This window comes from Porticoccaceae bacterium LTM1 (assembly GCA_030252795.1).
In the GTDB taxonomy this organism is placed as follows: Bacteria; Pseudomonadota; Gammaproteobacteria; order Pseudomonadales; family Porticoccaceae; genus SCSIO-12696.
This window is the reverse complement of record CP127080.1, coordinates 2,601,700-2,622,669: the sequence shown is the minus strand read 5'-3', so window position 1 is coordinate 2,622,669 and position 20,970 is coordinate 2,601,700. Positions and strand designations below refer to the sequence as shown.

Here is a 20,970-nt window from a genome sequence, read left to right as displayed (position 1 = left end):
GCTACTATAGTGTTTTGAACAAAAACGAATAAGGATATCGACATGCATATTATTTTGGCTTTTCTTGGGGCTGTGGTCACGATCCTGGTTCTGCTGAGGCAGCTCGACAATGCGGGCATCGACTTTCGAGCCTTGAACCCCTTCTGGTGGTACCGCCGTAGAAAATGGCAAAAGCAATACCACGCTGATCCGGCATTCTCCCTGGATAATCCGATGGAGGCCACCGCCGGGTTGATGTATGTGGCGGCCAAGTGTTCCGGGGATATTTCCAAAGAGCAGAAAGCCTGTCTTTTGTCTCTATTTGAAAGTGAGTTTCACCTCTCTGAGCGGGAGGCAACCGAACTGTTGGCATCCTGTGCCTTCCTGATCAAGGATGAGGACAAGGTGAGGGAACAACTTAAAAAATACCTCGAGCCCAGTATTTCCAAATTCAGTCTTGAACAAAAAGAGTCTGCGATAGACCTGATCAATCGGGTGATTAATTGTGAAGAGCGGATTGCAGAGAAGCAGCGGGAGTTCGTTGAGGCGACAACAGCTTTAATGGCATCTACTGAAAATGTACAGGCGAGTTGGAGATAAATTCGGAAATTATTTTTTACTTTGAAATTACCGGTTCCGTTCGATTTGTTTTGCGGGCACCACTGAAAAATCAGTGGTGCCCATCCCTGAACCAGTTTAGAGCTTGTCAATACAGCGTGCCAGCTGTTCCATGGCCTGATCAATTTGCGATGCGGTGACATACGGAGCTACACCAAAACGCAGCACGCTGCCGCGGGAGTCAGTTAGCACATCATTTTCCAGCAGCATCTGGCGCAACTGCGCCGCATGAGGGCTGTGCAATGCCAGGAAGCCGCCATTGGTTTCCAGTGACTGCTGGTGCACCAGACGGATGGTGTCCGGGTTGAAATTGGCATTCAAAAACAGTTCGCGGAGATAGCCGAGCTGACCCAGGTATTGTTGACGAATGACTTCTTTTGTCAGCTGTTGATCCCTGAAGAACTCGACCACCTTTGCACCGCGAAATTGCGATGTCGGATCGTATGTGGCGGTGGAGAAGCGTTGTTCACCGGCGTCATAAACAGTTGGTTCATTTGTGCGCGGTTTGTCCAGGGTTGAAAAAGATGCAAACCAACCGGTGATAACCGGGCGCAGCTCGCAGCTTTTGGGGAAGCGCAGGAAACAGTTGCCCTCACCCCATTGCAGGTATTTGTACCCGCCGGTCACCAGGTAGCAATCCTCGAGTCCCTCGTCGCGAAGGGATAGGGGGGCATTGTTTGTGCCGTGATAGTCGTCAATCAGCACCGGAATCTGTCTATCCCTACCAACTTGAGCCACTTCACGCAGGTGGGTGTGAATCAGTGAGCTTTCAAAATAAACGCGGGACAGCATAATGGCCGCAGTGCGGTCATCGGCTTCTGCCGCCAAGCGCTCCGGGAATGTTGCGAAAGGTTCTGCCGGCAACATTACCACTTCGACTCCTTCTTCCTGAAGGCGTTTGAGCTGGCGATACATGGAGTGAAACTCGCCATCGGTGGTGATGATTTTGGGCTTGCTCTTCAGCTGCCCTTGTTTCGAAAGAATGGCCGACAACCAGCTGACCAGCAGGATATGGGTGTTCTCGGCCAGGCAGTAAAGCCCTTCGGGGTCGTCATACCATTCACGCAGGTAGTTGCGGAGAATGTCCGCTTTTTCAAAGGCAGCGTGCCACTTTTCATCCACCGAGCGCGCAGCGGCATCAAATGCCTCAATCTGGCCTTCGACAGCGACATCAGGCCACGCCTGGTGAGAGTGACCGGAAAATAACAGCCGGTTGGCAACATTGAAGCGGGAGTAGTGGGGGGCAAGCCTTTCGGCCAGGGCGTTAAAGTCGTGCATCGGGAAGCCTGATAAGAATTAATTTACACGTAAAGCACTAGTTTAAGCGTGCTAACTAATTGATTCAATTATCCCTTTGCAAGAATTGAGGTACAATTTCGGAAAATCGACCAACATGGCAGAACAGAAAATCGGAGCCACAGACCACTCATGAGCCAAGATCATCTGCTCTCTGCTATCAAAGAGGCGTTGCGCGAGCATCACTACAAGATGCTCAGGCCCAGCCGTGGCGTGTTTCAGGCGGATGTCTATCTGCTGAACATTGATGGTCAATATGTGGTGGTTAAAGACTTCAGTAACCGCCCCTGGTTAAGCCGGATACTGGTCTGCCGCTCCTTGGTTAAGCGTGAAGTCAAGGTTCTGGAAGCCTTTGGGACAAGCGGCTTCCTTCCCCAATATTTCGGGCGTATATCTGACGATATCTTTGCCATGGAGTTTCTGGAGGGGGAGCACCCCGGACGTCGCAATCGCGGCAAATGGCCACAGGCATACCAGCAGGCCAGGGAGTTTCTTGAGCTGTTCCACAAAAAAGGCTACTGCCACAACGACTTTCGCCGAAATAACGTACTTATCCAGCCGGATGGCTCTGTGCGGTTCTTTGATTTCGCAGCCGCCATTAAAAAGCCACAGCGCTTTCAAAAGCTGTTGTTTGTATGGATGTGGCTGATCGGTGTGATGCAACGTGCCGATATGACCAGTTTACTGAAGATGAAGTATGACTTGTCTGGTGAACCCCTTACTACGGAAGAGCGCCTCTTGCTGAAAAAACCCAAGTGGGTGAGGGTGCTTCAGCGTCTGTGGACGAATGGTATAAATAAGCCGATCTTAAGGCGGTTCAAATAATCGGATGGCGGTCATGCGGCTGGCAATGCTGCGCTTAGGAAAGCCTCTATTCCCATTAAAAATGCCCCTCCATGCAGGAGGGGCTTGTCTGAACAATTAGCTACAGTAACGATTAAGCCGGGTTGTCACCACCACAAGAGCCACAGCAGCTGGTAACTGAATGGACTGGTTCAGCGGTGGTATAAGTGGCAGCCGGGTGAACTGGTCTGGGGTCTGCCAGGAACACGCCCTTGACCACCTGCCAGGCAACGGCCAGTGCACCGACAATAAATACCACATCACCTATGGTTCTAATCCAGCGCAACGTTACCAGGATTTCACTTTGTGTGAGCACTTCGCTTCGCGCATACCAAAGGCCTTCTGAACTGCTGGCAAAGAACTGGATAATACCTACCGGTAGCAGACTGGTGAACAACATCAGTACCAGGCCACCGTTAAGCCACCAGAAGGCCGTTCTCATCAGCTTGTCATCAAACACCATTTGAGGGCGGATATAACGAAGTATCAGAAGGGTAAAGCCAAGCGCCAGGAATCCGTACACTCCGAACAGGGCAGCGTGGGCATGTGTTGCCGTGGTGTTCAGACCCTGTGTGTAGTAGAGCGCAATCGGCGGATTAATAGAGAAGCCCAACACGCCGGCACCCAACATATTCCAGAATGCTACGGCAACGAAGAACATCAGTGGCCATTTAATATTTTCCATCCAGGGGGCGCGTTTTTTCAGACTGTAATGCTCCCAGGCCTCGTAACCCAGTACGATCAATGGCACCACTTCCAGTGCACTGAAAGTAGCTCCTACCGCCATTACCGGAGTTGTAGTGCCGGAAAAATAGAGGTGGTGGAAGGTTCCAGGAACGCCGCCCAGCATGAAAAGTGAAGCTGATGCCAGAGAGGCAACAGTGGCCATGCGCTTGGAGACCAGCCCCATGTTGTAGAAAATAAAGGCCAGCGCAGTAGTGGCGAATACTTCAAAGAAGCCTTCTACCCACAGGTGCACAATCCACCAGCGCCAGTATTCCATCACCGAGATGTGGGTGCGTTCGCCGTAAAAGAAGCCGGCACCGTAAAACAAGCCAATGGCAATTACCGATGCGGCGAACAGGGCCAGGAGGTTTTTATCACCTTTCTGGCGCAGGGCCGGAATTACACCGCGCAGCATAAGCACCAGCCACAAAACTACACCAACAAATTTACCGATCTGCCAGACTCGACCTAAATCGACAAATTCATAGCCTTGATGGCCGAACCAGAAGTTCAGGTGGGCGGGCATGATTTGGGCGATGGCCAGGTAGTTACCGATAAAAGAACCCGCCACAACAGCGATGAGCGCCCAGAACAGAATATCAACGCCCAGTTTCTGGTACTTGGGATCTTTGCCGCCGTTGATGATGGGGGCCAAAAATAGGCCAGCCGCCAAAAAGCCGGTAGCGATCCAGAACAGGGCTGACTGGATATGCCAGGTACGCGCCAGACTGTAGGGCAGCCACTCGGAGAGTTGCAGTCCGTAAAAGCTCTGGCCCTCCACAGTGTAGTGAGCGGTCAGGCCGCCCAGGAACACCTGGAACACAAACAGCCCAACAACCACAAACAGGTATTTGCCCAACGCTTTTTGCGAGGGGGTAAGGTTAAAGGTAGTGATAGGGTCCTGTTTGGGTGCTGCTGGAGGCTCCTCTTCTTTGCGGGTAAATGACCAGCACCATACCAGTGCACCAATACCCGCGATCAGTAGCACAACGCTGATGATGGACCAGACGATATTTTCGGAAGTGGGCTTGTTGTCGATTAGTGGCTCATGTGGCCAGTTGTTAGTGTACGTGGCACTGCCTTCGGTACGCTCGGTCGCTGCCGCCCAGGCTGTCCAGAAAAAGAAACGGGTTAATTGCTGACGCCTCTCCGCACTGGGCAGGGTGACCTCTTTCATGGCGTAGTGTTCACGGGTTGGCTGTAACGCCTTGTCACCACCAAATAAAGCGTCGTAATAGGCTGCAGTCTCAGTTATTGCTTCGATCCGTCGATCCGAAAGGACGGCAGTATCATGGGCAGCGTTGTAAGTACTGGTGCGGTATTCCTCTTTGAGGTCGTACTGCAGGTCGTGCTGCTGCTTGCCAGTGAGTTCGGCGTAGGGTGTGCGGTGCTGCTCCCTGGCTGCGATTTCAAGCCAGTTGAGCAACTCCCGGTGCAGCCAGTCAGCGGTCCAGTCCGGAGCCTGATAGGCGCCATGGCCCCATATCGATCCCAGCTGCATGCCTCCTACAGACTGCCAGGCAGTTTGACCGTCCAGAATATCCTGATTGGTGAATAGCAGGCCTCCCGATTCGGTTTCATATCGGGAGGGGATGGGAGGAGCTTCCCGATACACTTCGGTACCGAAGTACCCCAGGATGGAGAAGGTGATGGCCAGCACTCCTATGAGTGTCCACCACAGTTTTTTGTAGGCTTGCATAGCTGGTCTCTCGCTCAAGTTGGGTAATGGGATTAACGGGGTATGTTTTGCTTACACCGTTCCAATTAAAGATTCATATAGTTTGCATCTTTTTGGCGGCAGTGTACTCTCGTGATTTAAAGATGTAAACTACATGCATATTAAAAATTGGGATTAGACTGAGGCTGACTACAGATGAATATCACCCGATTTACTGACTATTCACTACGAGTGCTGATCTACCTGGCGCTACAGGACGACGAACTGGTTACCATTAAAGAGGTGGCTGAACGGTATGGAATTTCCAAGAATCACCTGATGAAAGTGGTTCAGGAGCTCAACATCAAGGGCTATCTGACAGCAATCCGGGGAAAAAACGGTGGTATGCGGTTAAGTCGTCCTGCATCTGAGATTAATGTTGGGGAATTGGTGAGAATGGTCGAGCAGAGCTCTACACTGGTGGAGTGCTTTGGAGACAATAATCAGTGTGTGATCACCTCTGCGTGTCGATTAAAGCTGATCTTTGCCGAAGCAATGGAGAGCTTTTTCGCGACGTTGGATCAGTACACGCTCGCAGACCTGGTGGCTGAAAACGATAAACGGAAATTGACGGCCATTCTCGCGATAGAGGGGTAATTGCCAGTCGTCAGCAATCTGGCAGGTCACCTGCAAAAGAACTACTATCCCCTGCAACACTCCCACCTGTATAATGCGCGCCTTTTGTACAGTGGCCCGAAGGCCGATCCGGAGTCCCCATGAGTAACCCCAATATCGAAAAGCTGCGCAATATCGCCATTATTGCCCACGTTGACCACGGCAAGACCACGTTGGTGGATAAGTTGCTGCAGCAGTCCGGCACCCTTGACCGTAAGGATCAGGGCGCGGAGCGCGTGATGGACTCCAATGATCAGGAGAAAGAGCGCGGAATTACCATTCTGGCCAAGAATACTGCGATCAACTGGAACGGCTACCGCATCAACATTGTGGATACTCCGGGGCACGCCGACTTCGGTGGAGAGGTAGAGCGTGTACTGTCTATGGTGGACAGCGTACTGTTGCTGGTGGATGCCGTTGACGGCCCGATGCCACAAACCCGCTTTGTAACCTCGAAGGCCTTTGAGAAAGGGCTCAACCCGATTGTGGTCATCAATAAGATCGACCGCCCTGGCGCACGTCCGGACTGGGTGATGGATCAGGTATTCGATCTGTTTGACCGCTTGGGTGCTACCGACGAACAGCTGGACTTCCCAGTTATTTACGCCTCTGCCCTGAACGGTATTGCCGGTCTGGATGACAGCGATATGGCTGAAGACATGACTCCGCTGTTTGAGCAGATCGTAGAGAAAGTAGCTCCGCCTCAAGTAGATGTGGATGCGCCATTCCAGATGCAGATCTCGGCACTGGATTACAACAGCTATGTGGGCGTTATCGGTATTGGTCGCATTACCCGTGGCTCCCTGTCACCTAACGATCAGGTAGTGGTTGTCGATATTGACGGCAAGACCCGCAAGGCCAAAGTGCTTCAGGTTATGGGCCATATGGGGCTGGAGCGTGTTGAGGTAGACAAGGCATCAGCGGGCGACATCGTTTGTATTACCGGTATCGACGGCCTGAATATCTCCGACACCATCTGTAATCCGGCCCATCCGGAAGCGCTGCCGGCGCTGAGCGTGGATGAGCCAACTGTAAGCATGACTTTCCAGGTAAACGATTCCCCGTTTGCTGGTAAAGAGGGCAAGTTTGTTACTTCTCGCAATATCAAGGAGCGCCTGGAACAGGAGCTGATCCACAACGTGGCACTGCGTGTTGAGCCAGGTGACAGCCCCGACAAATTCAAGGTATCCGGGCGCGGTGAATTGCACTTGTCGGTATTGATCGAGACCATGCGTCGTGAAGGATTTGAATTGGGTGTATCACGCCCTGAAGTGGTTCAGAAGGTTGTCGATGGTGAAATCCAGGAACCCTATGAGCAAGTGGTGATTGATGTTGAAGAGCAACATCAGGGCTCCATCATGGAAGAACTGGGTCTGCGCAAAGCTGAATTGACCAACATGGTTCCAGATGGCAAGGGTCGCGTTAAGCTGGAGTTCATCGTGCCGTCTCGCGGCCTGATTGGTTTCCGTGGCCTGTTCCTGACCCTGACTTCGGGCTCCGGCATCATGACCAGTATTTTTGATCACTACGGTCCAGTAAAAGCTGGTGAAGTAGTCAGCCGTCAGAATGGCGTTCTGGTGTCCATGGTGAACGGCAAGACTCTGGCCTACGCACTCTTCACGCTGCAGGATCGTGGTCGTCTGTTCCTGGGCCACGGTATCGACGTATACGAAGGCCAGGTAATTGGTATTCACTCCCGCGACAACGACCTAGCAGTGAACCCGACCAAAGGCAAGCAGCTCACCAACATTCGTGCTGCTGGTACTGATGAAGCGCTGACCCTGACCCCGCCGATTCGTCATACATTGGAGCAGGCGCTGGAGTTTATTGAGGACGATGAGCTGGTAGAAGTAACGCCAGAGAGCATTCGTATTCGTAAGAAGCTGCTCAAGGAAAACGAGCGCAAACGCGGACGCAAGTTCTGATTTAATCAGAATTCAAAAAGGCACTGTGAAAACAGTGCCTTTTTTGTATCCCGTATATGAATAGGGAGAAAAGTACTACTTTATGGTAGTGTTACCTAGGGTCTGTTAACACTAATTGAATACTTACTGTTGTGACTAAAAAAGTGCCAATCAAGGCATGAGGAGAGTAGTTTGGTTGCTCCAAATAAACGACGAATAACGTAGAGTGGCGCTTTTTTAGCCGCAACCCGAAGGGCTGAGGCCATTTTTCCGTCCAGCTGCGTTATCAGTCGTTCATGTAGAATGACTACACATCACTCCTTCTGCCTTGCTGAACAAAAAAATGGCCCTCAGCAGTAAATATTCAATTAGTGTTAACAGGCCCTAACAATAAAAATACCCGGAAGGGGGAGATCCGATCATGTCCAATTCCCGCCCAAACCCGAACGATAGTAATGATAAAGTGTTTGCCATAGGCCAGCTTCGTCAGGAAGAGCTAGGTGAATCTCTGCCGGTCGGACTGTTGCTGATGACTTTAGGCTGCCTTGGTTTTGGTGCCTGGCATTATCTGGTGGTGAACTCGTTATTTTCCCTAATTTTGACTGTGGCCGGGGTGTTGAGCCTGGCAATGCTGTTGATGTTGCGACTCAGTGGCAAACGCTTGATTCCACAAATCCAGAATGCTTTTGGAATGCTGTTGGGAGCGATGAGTGTTCTTTTTGTGCTGATGTGTGATGTTGAGCAGGTCGGAATGTTGGCCAGTCTTTGCATGATGGTTGGGTTCAGCTCGGTACTCAATTTTCAGCGTGCCAGCTGGATGGCCATCGCGACCTTTGCTGCATTGGTTGTTGTTTACCTTGGCTGGCAGGAGTTGGCTGAAGCGAGCTACAGCAACAGTATGTGGCTAATGTATCTGGGAACCTATATTTCGGTAGGAGTTTACCTTTGTACACTGGAGTTTTGTCGTCGCCGTGGCCGTGAAAAACTGGTGGCGGTTTCACGTCAGTTCAATCGAGTGGCAGCTACAGACCAGCTCACCAAATTGCCTAATCGCAGGGAGATGGAACGTCTGATTGGCAGTTCCCTGAATCGTTATCACCTGGCGGGTGAGGCATTTTCAATTGTGATTGCCGATATTGATAACTATCAACATTTTAACGATCGCCATGGCCACCAGATGGGGGATAAGCTTCTGAAAATGGTGGGCGATACCCTGCATCAAATGCTTCGATCCAACGATATCGTTGCTCGTTGGGGAGGGGATGAATTCCTGATACTACTCAAAGGACAACAGTTAGAAGCGGCTCAGCAGGTGGCAGAACGTCTTCGTCAGGCGATTGGTCGTATGCGTCTGAAGGTGGACGACAAAGAGGTATCTGTAACCATGAGCTTTGGTGTTTCCTGTATGCAGGGGCATGAGACTGGTGATGAATTGATAACCAGTGCCGACCGGGGCCTGTATCAAGCCAAGCATATGGGGCGGGATATGGTTGTCGCCGGATAATTTAGATTTGACTTTGAGTCACACTTTTTTGTTAGGATAAGGTTCAGGTTTTACAGATCTAACTAAAATAACTACACGGAGGTTTGTGTGAACGCATTGTCTATTTTTTCCCGGGTTTCAAAAAAGGCTCTGACAGGCTCAGTTGCAGCAGGTGCATTGCTGGCAATCGGTTGTGCAGGGGTTTCTTCGATTGCTGATCCGGCCAAGCCATCTCTGCTTGAAGTTAGTCCCGATGCAAAAGTCTACCCGATTGGCCAGGTCCCGTTGTTAAATGTTGGTGATCGTTTTCCATTTGATGATTACCCGGTTGCTGCTATTCGCAATATCAGTACAGAGCCACCGAAGGTTGGCTGTGTGATGGTGGAAGTTCTGGTTGGTGAAGATGGACGGGTTAAACGTACAGCTATCGCAGAGGAATATCCGAGAGGTTACTTTAGAACTGAAGTAATGAGAGATGCCCGGGTTGATCGTTACCCCAAACAAAGTGGCGAAATAATTACCTATCATTTTTATCAATTTGATATTGACCAGAATCGTGATACTGGTTTGATCAAGACTTCCTGGTCCGGAAGTGCGACTGAAGTAACCCTGGAGATGAATGTTAAACGTCGCTATGAAAATATGGTGAGAAGTGAAACCGGCTGGAGCACTACCATTAATACACTGGTGCAGATGCCAAAACAATGTAAGTCACTTTACAACAAATACGCAGCTCCTTTTCCTGAAGTAGCAAAAAGCGAATCGCCTGAAACCAAATAAAAAGTAATTGAATAAAAAATAGCACCTTTGGGTGCTATTTTTTTGATAGCCTTGCTGTTAATTCCGAACATTCCTGATGACGAAAACAGTCAACCAAATGGTCATTTACCATTCCTGTTGCTTGCATGTGGGCATAGCAAATCGTGCTGCCAAAAAATCTAAAGCCCCTTTGTTTCATATCCTTGCTGATTTTGTCCGAGATGGGTGTAGAAGCTGGCAGCTCCTTTAGTGATTTCCAGTGATTCTGAACTGGTTCTCCATCGACAAAATCCCAGATGTAATTGGCAAAGCTGCCAAACTGCTCCTGAATGGATAGGAACTCTCGAGCATTGGTAATCGCACTTTCAATCTTTAATCGATTGCGAATAATTCCGGCGTCACCCATTAATCGCTCAATACTGCGGCTGTTGAAGCGAGCTACTTTTTCCGCATCAAAGTCTGCAAAAGCTTTTCGATAATTGTCGCGCTTCTTGAGGATGGTGATCCAGGATAATCCCGCCTGTGCACTCTCCAGAATTAAAAATTCAAAAAGGGTTTTGTCGTCAAAGCAGGGTACACCCCACTCGGTATCATGATAATGCTGGTAGAGTTCGCTGCCATTGCACCAGTCACAGCGATTCGGCGTACTGTTGTTCATGGGTTTGCTTTTCCAGTTGTAGATAATGTTTTAGATTTTTATCTGGGGTCAGCTCAAAAAAATGTTCTGTGGTCTGCAAGGCCTGAATTCGGTCAAGACGAAATGCCCGATACTCGTTACGCATTTCGCACCAGGCTACCAGTGTCCAGACTTTACCCCAGTAAACCAGTCCCAGCGGCTGAATTATCCTGCTGGAGTATTCACCATCAGCACGCCGGTATTGAATATTCAGGCTCAGTTGGTTGCGGGTTGCCAGTCGAATTTCCTCGCTGAATGCAACCAGCTCTTTGTCGACATGACAGTCAGGAACCAGGAATGCCAGCTGTTCATCAAAATGACGAAGATTTTGTGGGAGTACCGCCAGTATTTTCTGCATTGCCTGACTGGCAGAGGCCGCCAGTTGCTTATCACTCCAGGCCTGAACCATTTTGGTGCCCAGTAACAGTGCTTCAATCTCGTCACTGCTGAACATCAACGGTGGCAGATCAAAATGCCGGTTCAATCGATACCCGACACCGGCCTCACCTTCAATAGGTACACCAGTGAGCATTAACGATTGCACATCCCGGTATACGGTTCGTTCCGATACTTCCAGAACTTCCGCCAAGTGGGCGGCGGTAATGGCGGTGCGCCGATTTCGCAACAGGGTCAGTAACTGAAACAGTCGGTCGGCTCGGCGCATGGTATTATTTTGAGTGTTATTAAGTAGATCAACAATGTACCCCCGACCACCATGGCTGTCCATGCCAGGGATGCCATGGTGGTCAGTCCAGCTTAAGCGGTCTCTTGGAGCTGACAGCTTGAAAAGTCTACGCGAATCCGCTGAACGCTCAGTGAGTCATGATCAACCATCCTCATAAACTCCTGACTGCATGGTGATGACATAAACTCACAATTGGCGTGATCCGCTGCGCTGGCAGACTCCCAATAAACCACATCTACCCAATATTCACTCTTGGACTCCTGACCCACTGAACGGTAATGGAACCCGGGTTGTTCTGCCAAAAACCTCGTCAGCTTTTGATTGGCATCCAGGAATGCCTCACGACTGGCTTCAGGGGTGGTCTTGAAGGTGTAAATAGTAACGATTTGTTGCTCTTTCATGAGATAGCTCCTTGTGCGTAATTGCCGGAGCATTCTGCACCATGCCTACTGACAGCGTACTGTCAGTAGAGTTGGTCTATCTTTATGAGACTGCTGGAGGACTTATGCGCACGTTCTACCCCAATATCAAACCCTTTAGGGAGCACAGCCTTACTGTAGAGGCACCCCACGAGATTTACATCGAGGAGTGCGGCATACCGGACGGCATACCGGTGCTGTTCGTTCACGGTGGCCCCGGAGCCGGTGCCAGTACCCAGGATCGCTGTTTTTTTGACCCGGAGAAGTACCGCATCATCCTCTTTGACCAACGAGGGTGTGGTCGATCTACGCCCCATGCCTCGCTGGAGAGTAATCACACCCAGGCATTGATTGATGACATGGAAGCTATTCGGGAGTCCCTGGGGGTGAAGAGATGGGTGCTGTTCGGTGGTTCATGGGGATCTACGCTGAGTCTGTTGTACGCCCAGGCACATCCAGAGAGAGTGCTGGGCCTGGTTCTTCGAGGCATCTTTCTCTGTAGACATCGCGATGTAAACTGGTTTTATCAGCACGGCGCTGACCATGTCTTTCCGGACTACTGGCTGGAATACGAGTCGGTGATTCCAGAGGAAGAGCGTAACGATATGATGGCCGCATACCATCGCAAATTGACCGGTGACAACGAACTGGAGCGAATGGCTGCCGCCAAGGCATGGTGTGTCTGGGAGGGGCGCTGCGCTACCCTCGACCCGAATCCCCATATTGTTGAACGGCTTGGCTCTCCCCATGTGGCGCTGTCGATGGCACGCATCGAATGCCACTATTTTATGAACGATGCATTCCTGGAAAAGAACCAGATCCTCAAGAATGCCAATAAACTGAACGGCATTCCGGGGATAATTGTCCATGGACGATACGATATGGTTTGCCCCATCGATCAGGCTTTTGCCTTGCACCGTGTCTGGCCGGAAGCGCGTCTGGAAATTATTCGCGATGCCGGGCACGCCTCGTCTGAACCGGGTACACTTGACGCCTTGATTCGCGCCACGGATGAGATGGCTCATAAGCTAATCGGTGGTGCGGCCTAGCAGCCTGCCAGTCAGGTAATGTTGGTTTAGGGGGAAAGCTTGTTAGGACTGATTCAAAGAGTGTCACATGCCAGTGTGGTGGTAAACGGTAATACCGTTGGTGAAATTGATCGAGGAATTCTGTTATTGCTGGGGGTCCAGAAAGGGGATGACCGGCACAAGGCCGATAAGCTGGTTCAAAAAATTCTCAATTACCGCATTTTTCCTGATGCCGATGACAAGATGAACCTGAGTGTTCAGGATGTGGCTGGAGGCGTTCTGGTGGTGTCGCAATTTACCTTGGCTGCCGATACTCAAAAAGGATTGCGACCGAGCTTTTCAAGCGCTGCACCACCGGCTGAGGCTGAGCTGCTTTATAACTACGTGGTCGAACAGTTTCAGGCCAGGTACTCAACCGTGGCTTGCGGTGAGTTTGGCGGAGATATGAAAGTTAGCCTCTGTAACGACGGGCCGGTGACTTTCATGTTAGAAACATAGTTGACGGTTCATATTTATTGAACCGTCACTCCTCACCAAGAATAAACCGGCGAATATCTTGAGCGAGTTGTTCCAGTGACTCCTGGTGAACATACATCATATGGCCTGCTGAATAGTATTTCAGTACCACTCTGTCGGCAGGTATATGATGGCGAGCAAAGCTGGTTTCTGTACCGAGGAAAGGCGTCGCCAAGTCGTAATAGCCATTGGCTATAAAAATACGGTAGTTACGATTTTGGCGAAGCTCCTGGGAAAACTTGGGTGTGACGTCCACATTAAAACCACCAAAGATGCGCCCATTCTCGTGCCAGTCCCACTTTTTGTTGGCGTCCATCGACAGTATTTCATAGGGGCGATCACTGTTAATTTTCAGCTCGTTGAGCAAGTAATGGTTTATGGCGGCGGTATAGGCAGCACTGACCCCATAACCTGAAGGGTCTGCATCGGGGCTATCGGCGTTGTGATCCTCTTCTTCGCCGAGATAGCGTCCATCGAGTCTGCCCACAGCCATCCCTCGATCCCTCAGCAACTCTTTTCGAAACGACGTTGGATCCAGGTAGAGATTTGCTCGCTGTAAAAACTCCTTGGGAAGCCCGGTAAAGTGCACCAGTTTTTCCAGAATTTGTTGGCGTCCTGATTTTGAAAGTCGATTGCCCTTATAGAGGGCGGTGGCGTAATCCGTTAACGCAAATTCCCGGGCGCGATCGAGGAATGGCTCAAGCTCCGGCTCATTGGTAATTTTGCCGTGATACCAAGCTATAGCTGCCATTGTGGGCAGTGCAGTAACGGGCGTATTGATGTTGTAATCACTGCTGCGGATAGTGCTGAAGTCGAGCACTGCAGAAATTAAAATTACCCCGTTAAGTGCAACGTCCTGTAATCCGTTGTGCAGCGCTTCAGTCAAATAGGCTGTGCGCGTTGCACCATAACTCTCCCCGGCGAGGTACTTGGGGGAGTTCCAGCGATTGTGTTTGGTCAGCCATTGGCGAATAAAAGTTGCCAGGCTGTCGGCATCCTGAGATACGCCCCAAAAATCGTCACGGTCAGCATGGGACAGCGGTCGGGAAAAACCGGTCCCAACCGGATCTATCATCACCAGGTCGGTAATATCCAGAAGGCTGTAAATATTCGGCTGCAATTTAAAAGGCGCAGCGCCATCGTCACCGGCATCCTGATCAATCACGACCCTTTGAGGGCCGAGCAGGCCCAAGTGCAGCCAGACGGACGAAGAGCCAGGACCGCCATTAAATACAAAGGTAACTGGGCGATTCTGTCGATTGTCGTGTTCCGAGCTTAAATAACTGACCGAAAAAATGTCCGCACAAGGCTGATTTTTTTGATTGTGAATTCGCACTTGCTCGGCGACAGCCTGATAGCGAATCGCTTTTCCCTGCAGGGTAATCTTATGCTTGGTGGTAACAGACATGGGGTCTGGCAACTTATCCGTGTCCGCCATTGCTGAAAAAAACAGCAAAGCCAGTATTGGCGCGTATACCCACCTGAGCATGTTGTTCTCCTGTATATATAGACGTAACTTCTTTTGAGCTTAGGCCTATTAACCCTAACACACCACATAAAAAAAGCCCGATGCGAGTTCACATCGGGCTTTTTAAATTTTCTAAAGAGCAGCCTTAAACTTTAAAGGCTTTCTTCAGTTTTTTCGCTACCAGTACTTTCTTCAGGCGAGCGTACTGGGGAATACCATTTTTGTACGGTGGGTAATCTTCGCCCTGAATCAGCGGTTGCAGATAGGTGCGGCCCTCTTCGGTAATGCCGAAGCCGTCTTTGCTGATGTACTTGCGCGGCATCATTTTTTCCACATTGGCCACTTTGTCCAGTGGAGCTTCACCAGTAGTCCAGCTGTACTTTTTGCCCTTGCTGCGCTCGATAGTAACCATCACTGCGTTTTTACCGGCTTCTGCCAGTTCAACAGCGGCTTTACCCACAGCGTAGGCTTGCTCCACATCGGTCGCGGAGGCAATGTGACGACCAGCGCGTTGCAGGTAGTCGGCCAGGGCCCAGTGGTATTTGTAGCCCAGCTCATCCTTGACCATAGAGGCCAGGGTAGGGGCAACACCGCCCAGCTGTTTGTGGCCAAAGGCGTCGGTGGTGCCGGCGTCGGCCAGGAAGGTGCCGTCTTTGTACTGGGCGCCTTCGGAAGCAACGATTACGCAGTAACCGTTTTTCTTCACGGTCTGCTTCACTTTGCGCAGGAATTTCTCTTTATTAAAAGCAATTTCCGGGAACAGGATAATGTGCGGTGCATCGCCTTCCTGCTCCTGGGCCAGTGCACCGGCAGCGGCAATCCAGCCAGCGTGGCGCCCCATTACTTCCAGAATAAATACCTTGGTGGACGTTTCGCACATGGAAGCAACGTCCATGCTGGCCTCTTTGGTAGAAACAGCCACGTATTTGGCTACCGAGCCAAAGCCCGGGCAGCAATCGGTAAACGGCAGATCGTTGTCCACGGTTTTGGGTACGTGGATGGCCTGGATCGGGTAGCCCATTTTCTCGGAGAGTTGGGAAATTTTCAGGCAGGTATCAGCAGAGTCACCACCGCCGTTGTAGAAGAAGTAGCCGATATTGTGAGCCTTGAACACCTCAATCAGGCGCTCGTACTCGGCGCGGTTCTCTTCCAGGCTTTTCAGCTTGTAGCGGCAGGAACCAAAGGCGCCGGAAGGGGTGTGTTTGAGGGCGCTGATGGTAGCGCGGGATTCTTTGCTGACGTCGATCAGCTCCTCGCGCAGTGCGCCGATAATGCCGTTGTTGCCAGCGTAAACTTTACCGATTGTTTTGCTGGCGCGAGCTGCCTCGATAACACCGCAGGCAGAAGCGTTGATAACAGCGGTCACACCGCCCGATTGGGCGTAGAAAGCGTTCTTTTTGGCCATGGTTCGTCCTGAAAAGAAAATGAGCGATTTGAATGGGGCGCGATGATACCGGAACGGGCAGGGAATTGCATGGATCGTCGACGACTGGCAGGCAATACGCAGTAACAAGTAGAAATCGCGAAGCACCGGGTAAGTGCTTCGCAACTCATACTGTACATGACTTAGAATCTCAGCGGCAGACTGACGCTGATAGTTGCCGCAGCGTCGTTGTCGGCCTGGCTGTTGTGCCCCGGGTTTTGAACGTAGTGCACGGAAGTACTGGCCCGGGCCATTCCCATATCAAACCGGTAGTTCATTTCCACACGAACCTCGCGAGCGGTAGGCTCCAGGTTGAGACCCAACTGCTCGTAGGTAACCTGGCGATCTACTGTGCGACCGGTGGCGACTTGCAGTTGCGCATCACCATTTTCGATACGCAGTGGCTGGCTGATATAAAACCCCAGCTGATCCCCTTGCTGCCACATGGATCTGCTTGAAACCCCCATCGCAAAGGAACTGGAAAAGAGTTCATCGTTCACGGACAGCAAGCCGTTCTGAATCTGTGGATTGGTGACGCCACCATATAAGGCTAATACCCCTTGCCACTGAGTGCCCATCTGCCAGTAGGCATTCAAGCCGCTGAACCAGGTATTCGAACTGCCGTTCTGGCCCAGTGCGCCTTGGGTCTGAAGTCCAAGGAAACTCTGCTGCTCACTCAGCGCGCCGCCCTGAATGCTGATACCGCTGTCGCGCCACTGATGCGCCCATTCAATCAGCGCTCCGTGCCCTTCAACGGTGTTGTCGTGGCTGAATTGATCCCATGATGCCTCACCGCGAAACACGCCAAAGCGCAATTTCTGTTTGCCACTGGCCAGGGCGCCGCCGCTGCTCCAGCCCTGGCGAGCAAACTGCAGCCAGGGCGCGGCAAAGGCGTCATCCCGAGTTGTGCTGGCGGGTTGTAAATTCGTATTGGCATAAACCCCGAAGAACCAACCGGGGTTGGCGCGCGCACCGGTGAATGTCTCTCGCCCGGTATTGGGATCGGTGAACTGCATGGCGAAATAGTCGCGGGAAGGCAGTTGCTTCATGTCGGGATGGAAGTTGCGATCGCGATAGCCATTATCGATATCGCGGCCGGAGCGAATCTGCCAACCGCTATCAGAGGTTAATTGCTGGTGAGACAGGTTGCTGGTTTCCGGCACCCACTGCGGACGGGCAATCAGGGATGATGCCGCAATCTGGAAAGGAAAGCCCATGCTGTCAAACACAGTCAGGTTTTGTGCAGCGAGGCTGTTGGTCAGGCTGTCGCCCAGAGCGCCACCAGTGATGGTAATGCTGGTTGATCCCATGGGTGCAGATGGACCATTAAGGTTGCTGGTTGTTGTGAGAGACGTTACGCCAACTGGAGCGGTGGCAGCGTTCAAATCCAGTAAGCCGTGGCCATATATATTGCTGTCCGCATAAATGCCTTCGTCATTGGCGGTATCGAGTAGGCGGTCAACAATTTCGTCGTTACCAACTGTAGGAAACATCTGTTTCAGTATGGCCAGTGCGCCACTTACGAGAGGGGCGGCAAAAGATGTTCCTGCTGCCCCACTGTAATAATCGAAATTAGGATCAGCCCCATCAGGGTCGGGAATAGTGGATAGGATGAAGTCGTCAGATGCTGTCGCACCGCCCCCGGGTGCTGCGAGACAGAAGCTCTTGGCGACACCGCAACGATTGGAGTAACTGGTGATTACCCCGTTTTTATCCACCGCCACGACAGCGATCATATGATCATCAAATTCTGAAAACCGGTAGGGCAGACCAGCCAGCAAGTTGGGAGAGGAGGCGTTTACCACATTGCCAAAAGCATCTATATCGTTGTGAGAGTTGCCTGCAGAGAGAACATAGATAGGGCGGTCGGCAGCGCTTTCGCCAGTATGTTTAAGGGTGTTTATAAATTGAGGGAAGGCGGCTTCAATTTCACTGCGAGTATAATTGGTGATCAGTCCTTCATACCCGAAGCTCATGTTAATTATCTCACCATGGGTATCGGTGTTATTAAAAATGTCGCTGAAAAATTGATCTTCGGTAATGCTTATATCTGCCAAGTCGATTGGCTCGTAAGGGCCGCTACCACTCCCTAAAGGAATTTCAAAAGCCCTTATCTCGGCCTCATAGGCAACACCGTGAAGGTTTAAACTCTCACCTTCAACATAAGGATTACCATCTTTTTGAGCGGCAATGACACCTGCTACCATGGTGCCATGTCTAATTGCATTATTGTCCCGGACTGCACCAAAAATAGAGTAACTATTTGATACAGCTACAGCTTTTGAGCTGCCATTTTCTTTCTCAAACTCAATATGAGTGGAGTCGATACCAGAGTCCACAACAACGACATTCACACCTTTACCGGTTCCCCCGCGAGCATAGGCTGACGAGGCATTAATCATCTCCAGCGCATAACCCATGCCGTCGTACTCTTGATCCTCGGCATCACTTTTCCGTGTGGCAAAGTTTGTTGGGTCTTTTGTTTGGGTAGTAAAACTTGAGTATGGAGGGGGAGAGTAGGGCAGGAGTTCAGGGGTTGAGTCTTTTGATCCGCCACCTCCTGAAGAGCATGCTGAGAGAGAACCGGCGATTGCTGAAGTTAGTAAAAGGCGTTTGAAGTTGTTTGCTTGCATAACTACTCCCTGTTTTGTTTTTATAGTTTGCTGAGTATATGAGCCAATTCGACTTTTCGGCAACTTTATCGCCTCGAAAGTGACATAGCTCGCCAGCGAATGACATAATCCCTTTTATAAAAAGTGATTTGGAGTTCAGGGAGTTTTATGCACATCCATATTCTCGGTATTTGCGGCACCTTTATGGGCAGTCTGGCGCAGTTGGCTGTGGCCAGTGGCCACCGTGTGAGTGGCTGCGACGCCAATGTCTATCCACCGATGAGTACCCAGCTGGAAAATGCCGGTATTGAAATTATTCAGGGCTATGATCCTGCCCAGCTGGATCCGGCACCGGATCTGGTGGTAATCGGCAACGCCATGTCGCGCGGAAATCCCTGTGTGGAGTATGTGCTCGATAAAGGCATTCCTTATACCTCAGGCCCACAGTGGCTGGGGGATTATTTCCTGCGAGACAAATGGGTACTGGCTGTCTCCGGTACTCACGGTAAAACCACCACATCTACCATGCTTGCCTGGGTATTGGATTACGCGGGATACCAGCCGGGCTTCCTGATTGGCGGTGTGCCCCAAAATTTTGGGGTGTCGGCGCGATTGGGGAATTCGCCGTTCTTTGTGGTCGAGGCAGACGAATACGACAGCGCATTTTTCGATAAGCGCTCCAAGTTTGTGCACTACCACCCACGCACCCTGATCATGAATAACCTGGAGTTTGATCACGCCGATATATTTGCTGACTTAGCGGCGATCCAGACCCAGTTCCACCATCTTGTGCGCACCGTTCCCGGCATTGGCCGCATTATTGCCCCAGCGTCAGACAACAACCTCAAAGAGGTGCTGGATCGTGGCTGCTGGTCGGAGCTGGAATTTACCGGCGACGGCAAGCACTGGCAGGCAGAACTGGTTAATGCCGATGGCAGTCATTTTCGCGTGCTGCTCGATGGCGTGGTGCAGGGCGATGTACAGTGGACCATGACTGGTCAGCACAGTGTCGATAATGGCCTTATGGCGATTGCCGCCGCTCGCCACGTAGGGGTAGAGCCCCATACTGCTTGTGAGGCATTGAGTAAATTTGCTGGCGTAAAGCGCCGTATGGAGTTATTGGCCGATATCAGCAACATCAAGGTTTACGACGACTTTGCCCACCACCCGACCGCTATAGCCACTACCCTGGAAGGGTTGCGCAATAAGGTTGGCGAGGAAAAAATTGTCGCGGTTATCGAACCTCGTTCTAACACCATGAAGATGGGCCACCACAAAAAAGAGTTGGCCGCCTCGACAGAGTTGGCGAGCGAAGTGCTATGGTTTAAATCGCAAGGTATGGAGTGGCTGGATGACGTTGCTGCTAACAGCCCGGTGACTGCGCAGACCGAGTCGGACTTGTCTGTACTGATTGAAAAGACCATTAAGGCGGCGGCGACCGGAGCTCATGTTGTTGTAATGAGTAATGGCGGGTTTGGCGGCTTCCATCAAAAACTGATCGAAGCACTGCGCAGCCGTAGCGAATAAATTTAACTAATCGGCGCACTGCGCCCAGGTAAAACACCATGTCAAAGTTTCAAAAGACCGTTACCCTGGCCATGACTGGTGCTTCCGGTGCCCAATACGGACTGCGTTTGCTGGAGTGTCTGGTGCAGGCCGGTGTACAGGTTTATTTTTTGATTTCCGAAGCGGCCCATGTGGTGATCGAGGCTGAGACCGATATCAGCCTGCCACGTAACGAGGATGAGCTGGAAGAGTACCTGATCGAAAACTTTGATGCGGAGCCCGGGCAGATTTGTGTGTACGGTAAGCGCGACTGGTTTTCACCGGTGGCATCCGGTTCGGCGTCACCAACCTCAACAGTTATTTGCCCTGCCAGTGGCGGCACGATCTCTTCGGTTGCCAGTGGTGCCAGTAATAACCTGATCGAACGGGCCGCCGATGTTGCCATCAAGGAGCGCCGTCAGTTGATCATGGTGCCGAGGGAAATGCCGCTGTCGGAAATACATCTCGAAAATATGCACAAGCTGGCCCGTATGGGGGTGACCATCATGCCAGCTTGCCCGGGGTTTTATCAGCGCCCGCAGACGGTCGAAGAGATTATTGATTTTGTGGTGGCGCGGATTCTCGATCACCTGGGGGTTGAGCAGCGGTTATTGTCCCGTTGGGGCGAGTAGCCCCAATTCAGGATTGTTCCTACAGG

At 51.2% G+C, this 20,970-nt stretch carries 18 protein-coding genes; 10 read left to right on the top strand and 8 right to left on the bottom strand.

All coding sequences use genetic code 11. The annotated features are described in order from the left end of the window. Positions 1 to 42 precede the first annotated feature (42 nt). Complete coding sequence (locus tag QP938_11415) at positions 43 to 579, top strand: hypothetical protein (protein ID WIO73895.1); 537 nt, start codon at positions 43 to 45, stop codon at positions 577 to 579. 96 nt (positions 580 to 675) lie between these two features. On the opposite strand, the gene QP938_11410 is transcribed toward QP938_11415, so the two are convergent. Beyond that, on the bottom strand, positions 676 to 1,875 hold the full coding sequence (locus QP938_11410) for a kynureninase (protein ID WIO73894.1): 1,200 nt from the start codon (positions 1,873 to 1,875) through the stop codon (positions 676 to 678). Positions 1,876 to 2,025: 150 nt separating this feature from the next. Here QP938_11410 and QP938_11405 point away from each other — a divergent pair, with 150 nt between their 5' ends. Then, positions 2,026 to 2,718, top strand: coding sequence for a hypothetical protein (locus tag QP938_11405; GenBank protein WIO73893.1), 693 nt, complete (start codon positions 2,026 to 2,028; stop codon positions 2,716 to 2,718). A gap of 112 nt (positions 2,719 to 2,830) precedes the next feature. On the opposite strand, the gene QP938_11400 is transcribed toward QP938_11405, so the two are convergent. Then, positions 2,831 to 5,161 carry a nitric-oxide reductase large subunit gene (locus tag QP938_11400; GenBank protein ID WIO73892.1) on the bottom strand — a complete coding sequence of 777 codons (2,331 nt, stop codon included), beginning with the start codon at positions 5,159 to 5,161 and terminating at the stop codon, positions 2,831 to 2,833. 174 nt (positions 5,162 to 5,335) lie between these two features. Here QP938_11400 and QP938_11395 point away from each other — a divergent pair, with 174 nt between their 5' ends. The 4 genes from QP938_11395 to QP938_11380 all read left to right on the top strand — a co-directional run bounded on the left by QP938_11395 (position 5,336) and on the right by QP938_11380 (position 9,961). Next, positions 5,336 to 5,776 (top strand): Rrf2 family transcriptional regulator, encoded by a 441-nt coding sequence (locus QP938_11395; GenBank protein ID WIO73891.1) that lies wholly within the window; start codon positions 5,336 to 5,338, stop codon positions 5,774 to 5,776. 119 nt (positions 5,777 to 5,895) lie between these two features. Beyond that, positions 5,896 to 7,719, top strand: coding sequence for a translational GTPase TypA (gene typA / locus QP938_11390; protein ID WIO73890.1), 1,824 nt, complete (start codon positions 5,896 to 5,898; stop codon positions 7,717 to 7,719). A gap of 400 nt (positions 7,720 to 8,119) precedes the next feature. After that, positions 8,120 to 9,202 (top strand): GGDEF domain-containing protein, encoded by a 1,083-nt coding sequence (locus QP938_11385; GenBank protein ID WIO73889.1) that lies wholly within the window; start codon positions 8,120 to 8,122, stop codon positions 9,200 to 9,202. 87 nt (positions 9,203 to 9,289) lie between these two features. Further along, a complete protein-coding gene (locus tag QP938_11380; GenBank protein WIO73888.1) occupies positions 9,290 to 9,961 on the top strand; it encodes a hypothetical protein in 672 nt (223 codons plus the stop codon). Positions 9,962 to 9,995: 34 nt separating this feature from the next. On the opposite strand, the gene QP938_11375 is transcribed toward QP938_11380, so the two are convergent. The 3 genes from QP938_11375 to QP938_11365 all read right to left on the bottom strand — a co-directional run bounded on the left by QP938_11375 (position 9,996) and on the right by QP938_11365 (position 11,702). Continuing rightward, positions 9,996 to 10,598, bottom strand: coding sequence for a DNA-3-methyladenine glycosylase I (locus QP938_11375; protein WIO73887.1), 603 nt, complete (start codon positions 10,596 to 10,598; stop codon positions 9,996 to 9,998). Further along, entirely contained in the window at positions 10,570 to 11,280 is a 711-nt protein-coding gene (locus QP938_11370; GenBank protein WIO73886.1) for a YafY family protein, read from the bottom strand. The genes QP938_11375 and QP938_11370 overlap by 29 nt, the downstream gene beginning before the upstream one ends. 92 nt (positions 11,281 to 11,372) lie before the next feature. After that, a complete protein-coding gene (locus QP938_11365; protein ID WIO73885.1) occupies positions 11,373 to 11,702 on the bottom strand; it encodes an antibiotic biosynthesis monooxygenase in 330 nt (109 codons plus the stop codon). 104 nt (positions 11,703 to 11,806) lie between these two features. Here QP938_11365 and pip point away from each other — a divergent pair, with 104 nt between their 5' ends. Together pip and dtd are read left to right on the top strand one after the other, a co-directional pair. Then, positions 11,807 to 12,769: a prolyl aminopeptidase gene (gene pip, locus QP938_11360; protein ID WIO75660.1), complete on the top strand. Its 963-nt coding sequence runs from the start codon at positions 11,807 to 11,809 to the stop codon at positions 12,767 to 12,769. Positions 12,770 to 12,808: 39 nt separating this feature from the next. After that, on the top strand, positions 12,809 to 13,246 hold the full coding sequence (dtd, locus tag QP938_11355; protein ID WIO73884.1) for a D-aminoacyl-tRNA deacylase: 438 nt from the start codon (positions 12,809 to 12,811) through the stop codon (positions 13,244 to 13,246). Between the two features lie 25 nt (positions 13,247 to 13,271). Here dtd and QP938_11350 read toward each other — a convergent pair whose 3' ends face one another. The 3 genes from QP938_11350 to QP938_11340 form a co-directional block, all read right to left on the bottom strand. After that, positions 13,272 to 14,753: a serine carboxypeptidase gene (locus QP938_11350; GenBank protein WIO73883.1), complete on the bottom strand. Its 1,482-nt coding sequence runs from the start codon at positions 14,751 to 14,753 to the stop codon at positions 13,272 to 13,274. Positions 14,754 to 14,877: 124 nt separating this feature from the next. Further along, a complete protein-coding gene (locus QP938_11345) occupies positions 14,878 to 16,137 on the bottom strand; it encodes a 6-phosphofructokinase (GenBank protein ID WIO73882.1) in 1,260 nt (419 codons plus the stop codon). A gap of 161 nt (positions 16,138 to 16,298) precedes the next feature. Beyond that, complete coding sequence (locus QP938_11340) at positions 16,299 to 18,788, bottom strand: S8 family peptidase (protein ID WIO73881.1); 2,490 nt, start codon at positions 18,786 to 18,788, stop codon at positions 16,299 to 16,301. A gap of 147 nt (positions 18,789 to 18,935) precedes the next feature. On the opposite strand from QP938_11340, the gene mpl reads away from it, so the two are divergent. Both mpl and QP938_11330 read left to right on the top strand, forming a co-directional pair. Further along, complete coding sequence (mpl, locus tag QP938_11335; protein ID WIO73880.1) at positions 18,936 to 20,294, top strand: UDP-N-acetylmuramate:L-alanyl-gamma-D-glutamyl-meso-diaminopimelate ligase; 1,359 nt, start codon at positions 18,936 to 18,938, stop codon at positions 20,292 to 20,294. Positions 20,295 to 20,332: 38 nt separating this feature from the next. Then, the gene (locus QP938_11330) at positions 20,333 to 20,944 is read left to right on the top strand and encodes a flavin prenyltransferase UbiX (GenBank protein WIO73879.1); all 612 of its coding nucleotides are present in this window, start codon (positions 20,333 to 20,335) and stop codon (positions 20,942 to 20,944) included. The last annotated feature ends 26 nt before the right edge of the window (positions 20,945 to 20,970 follow it).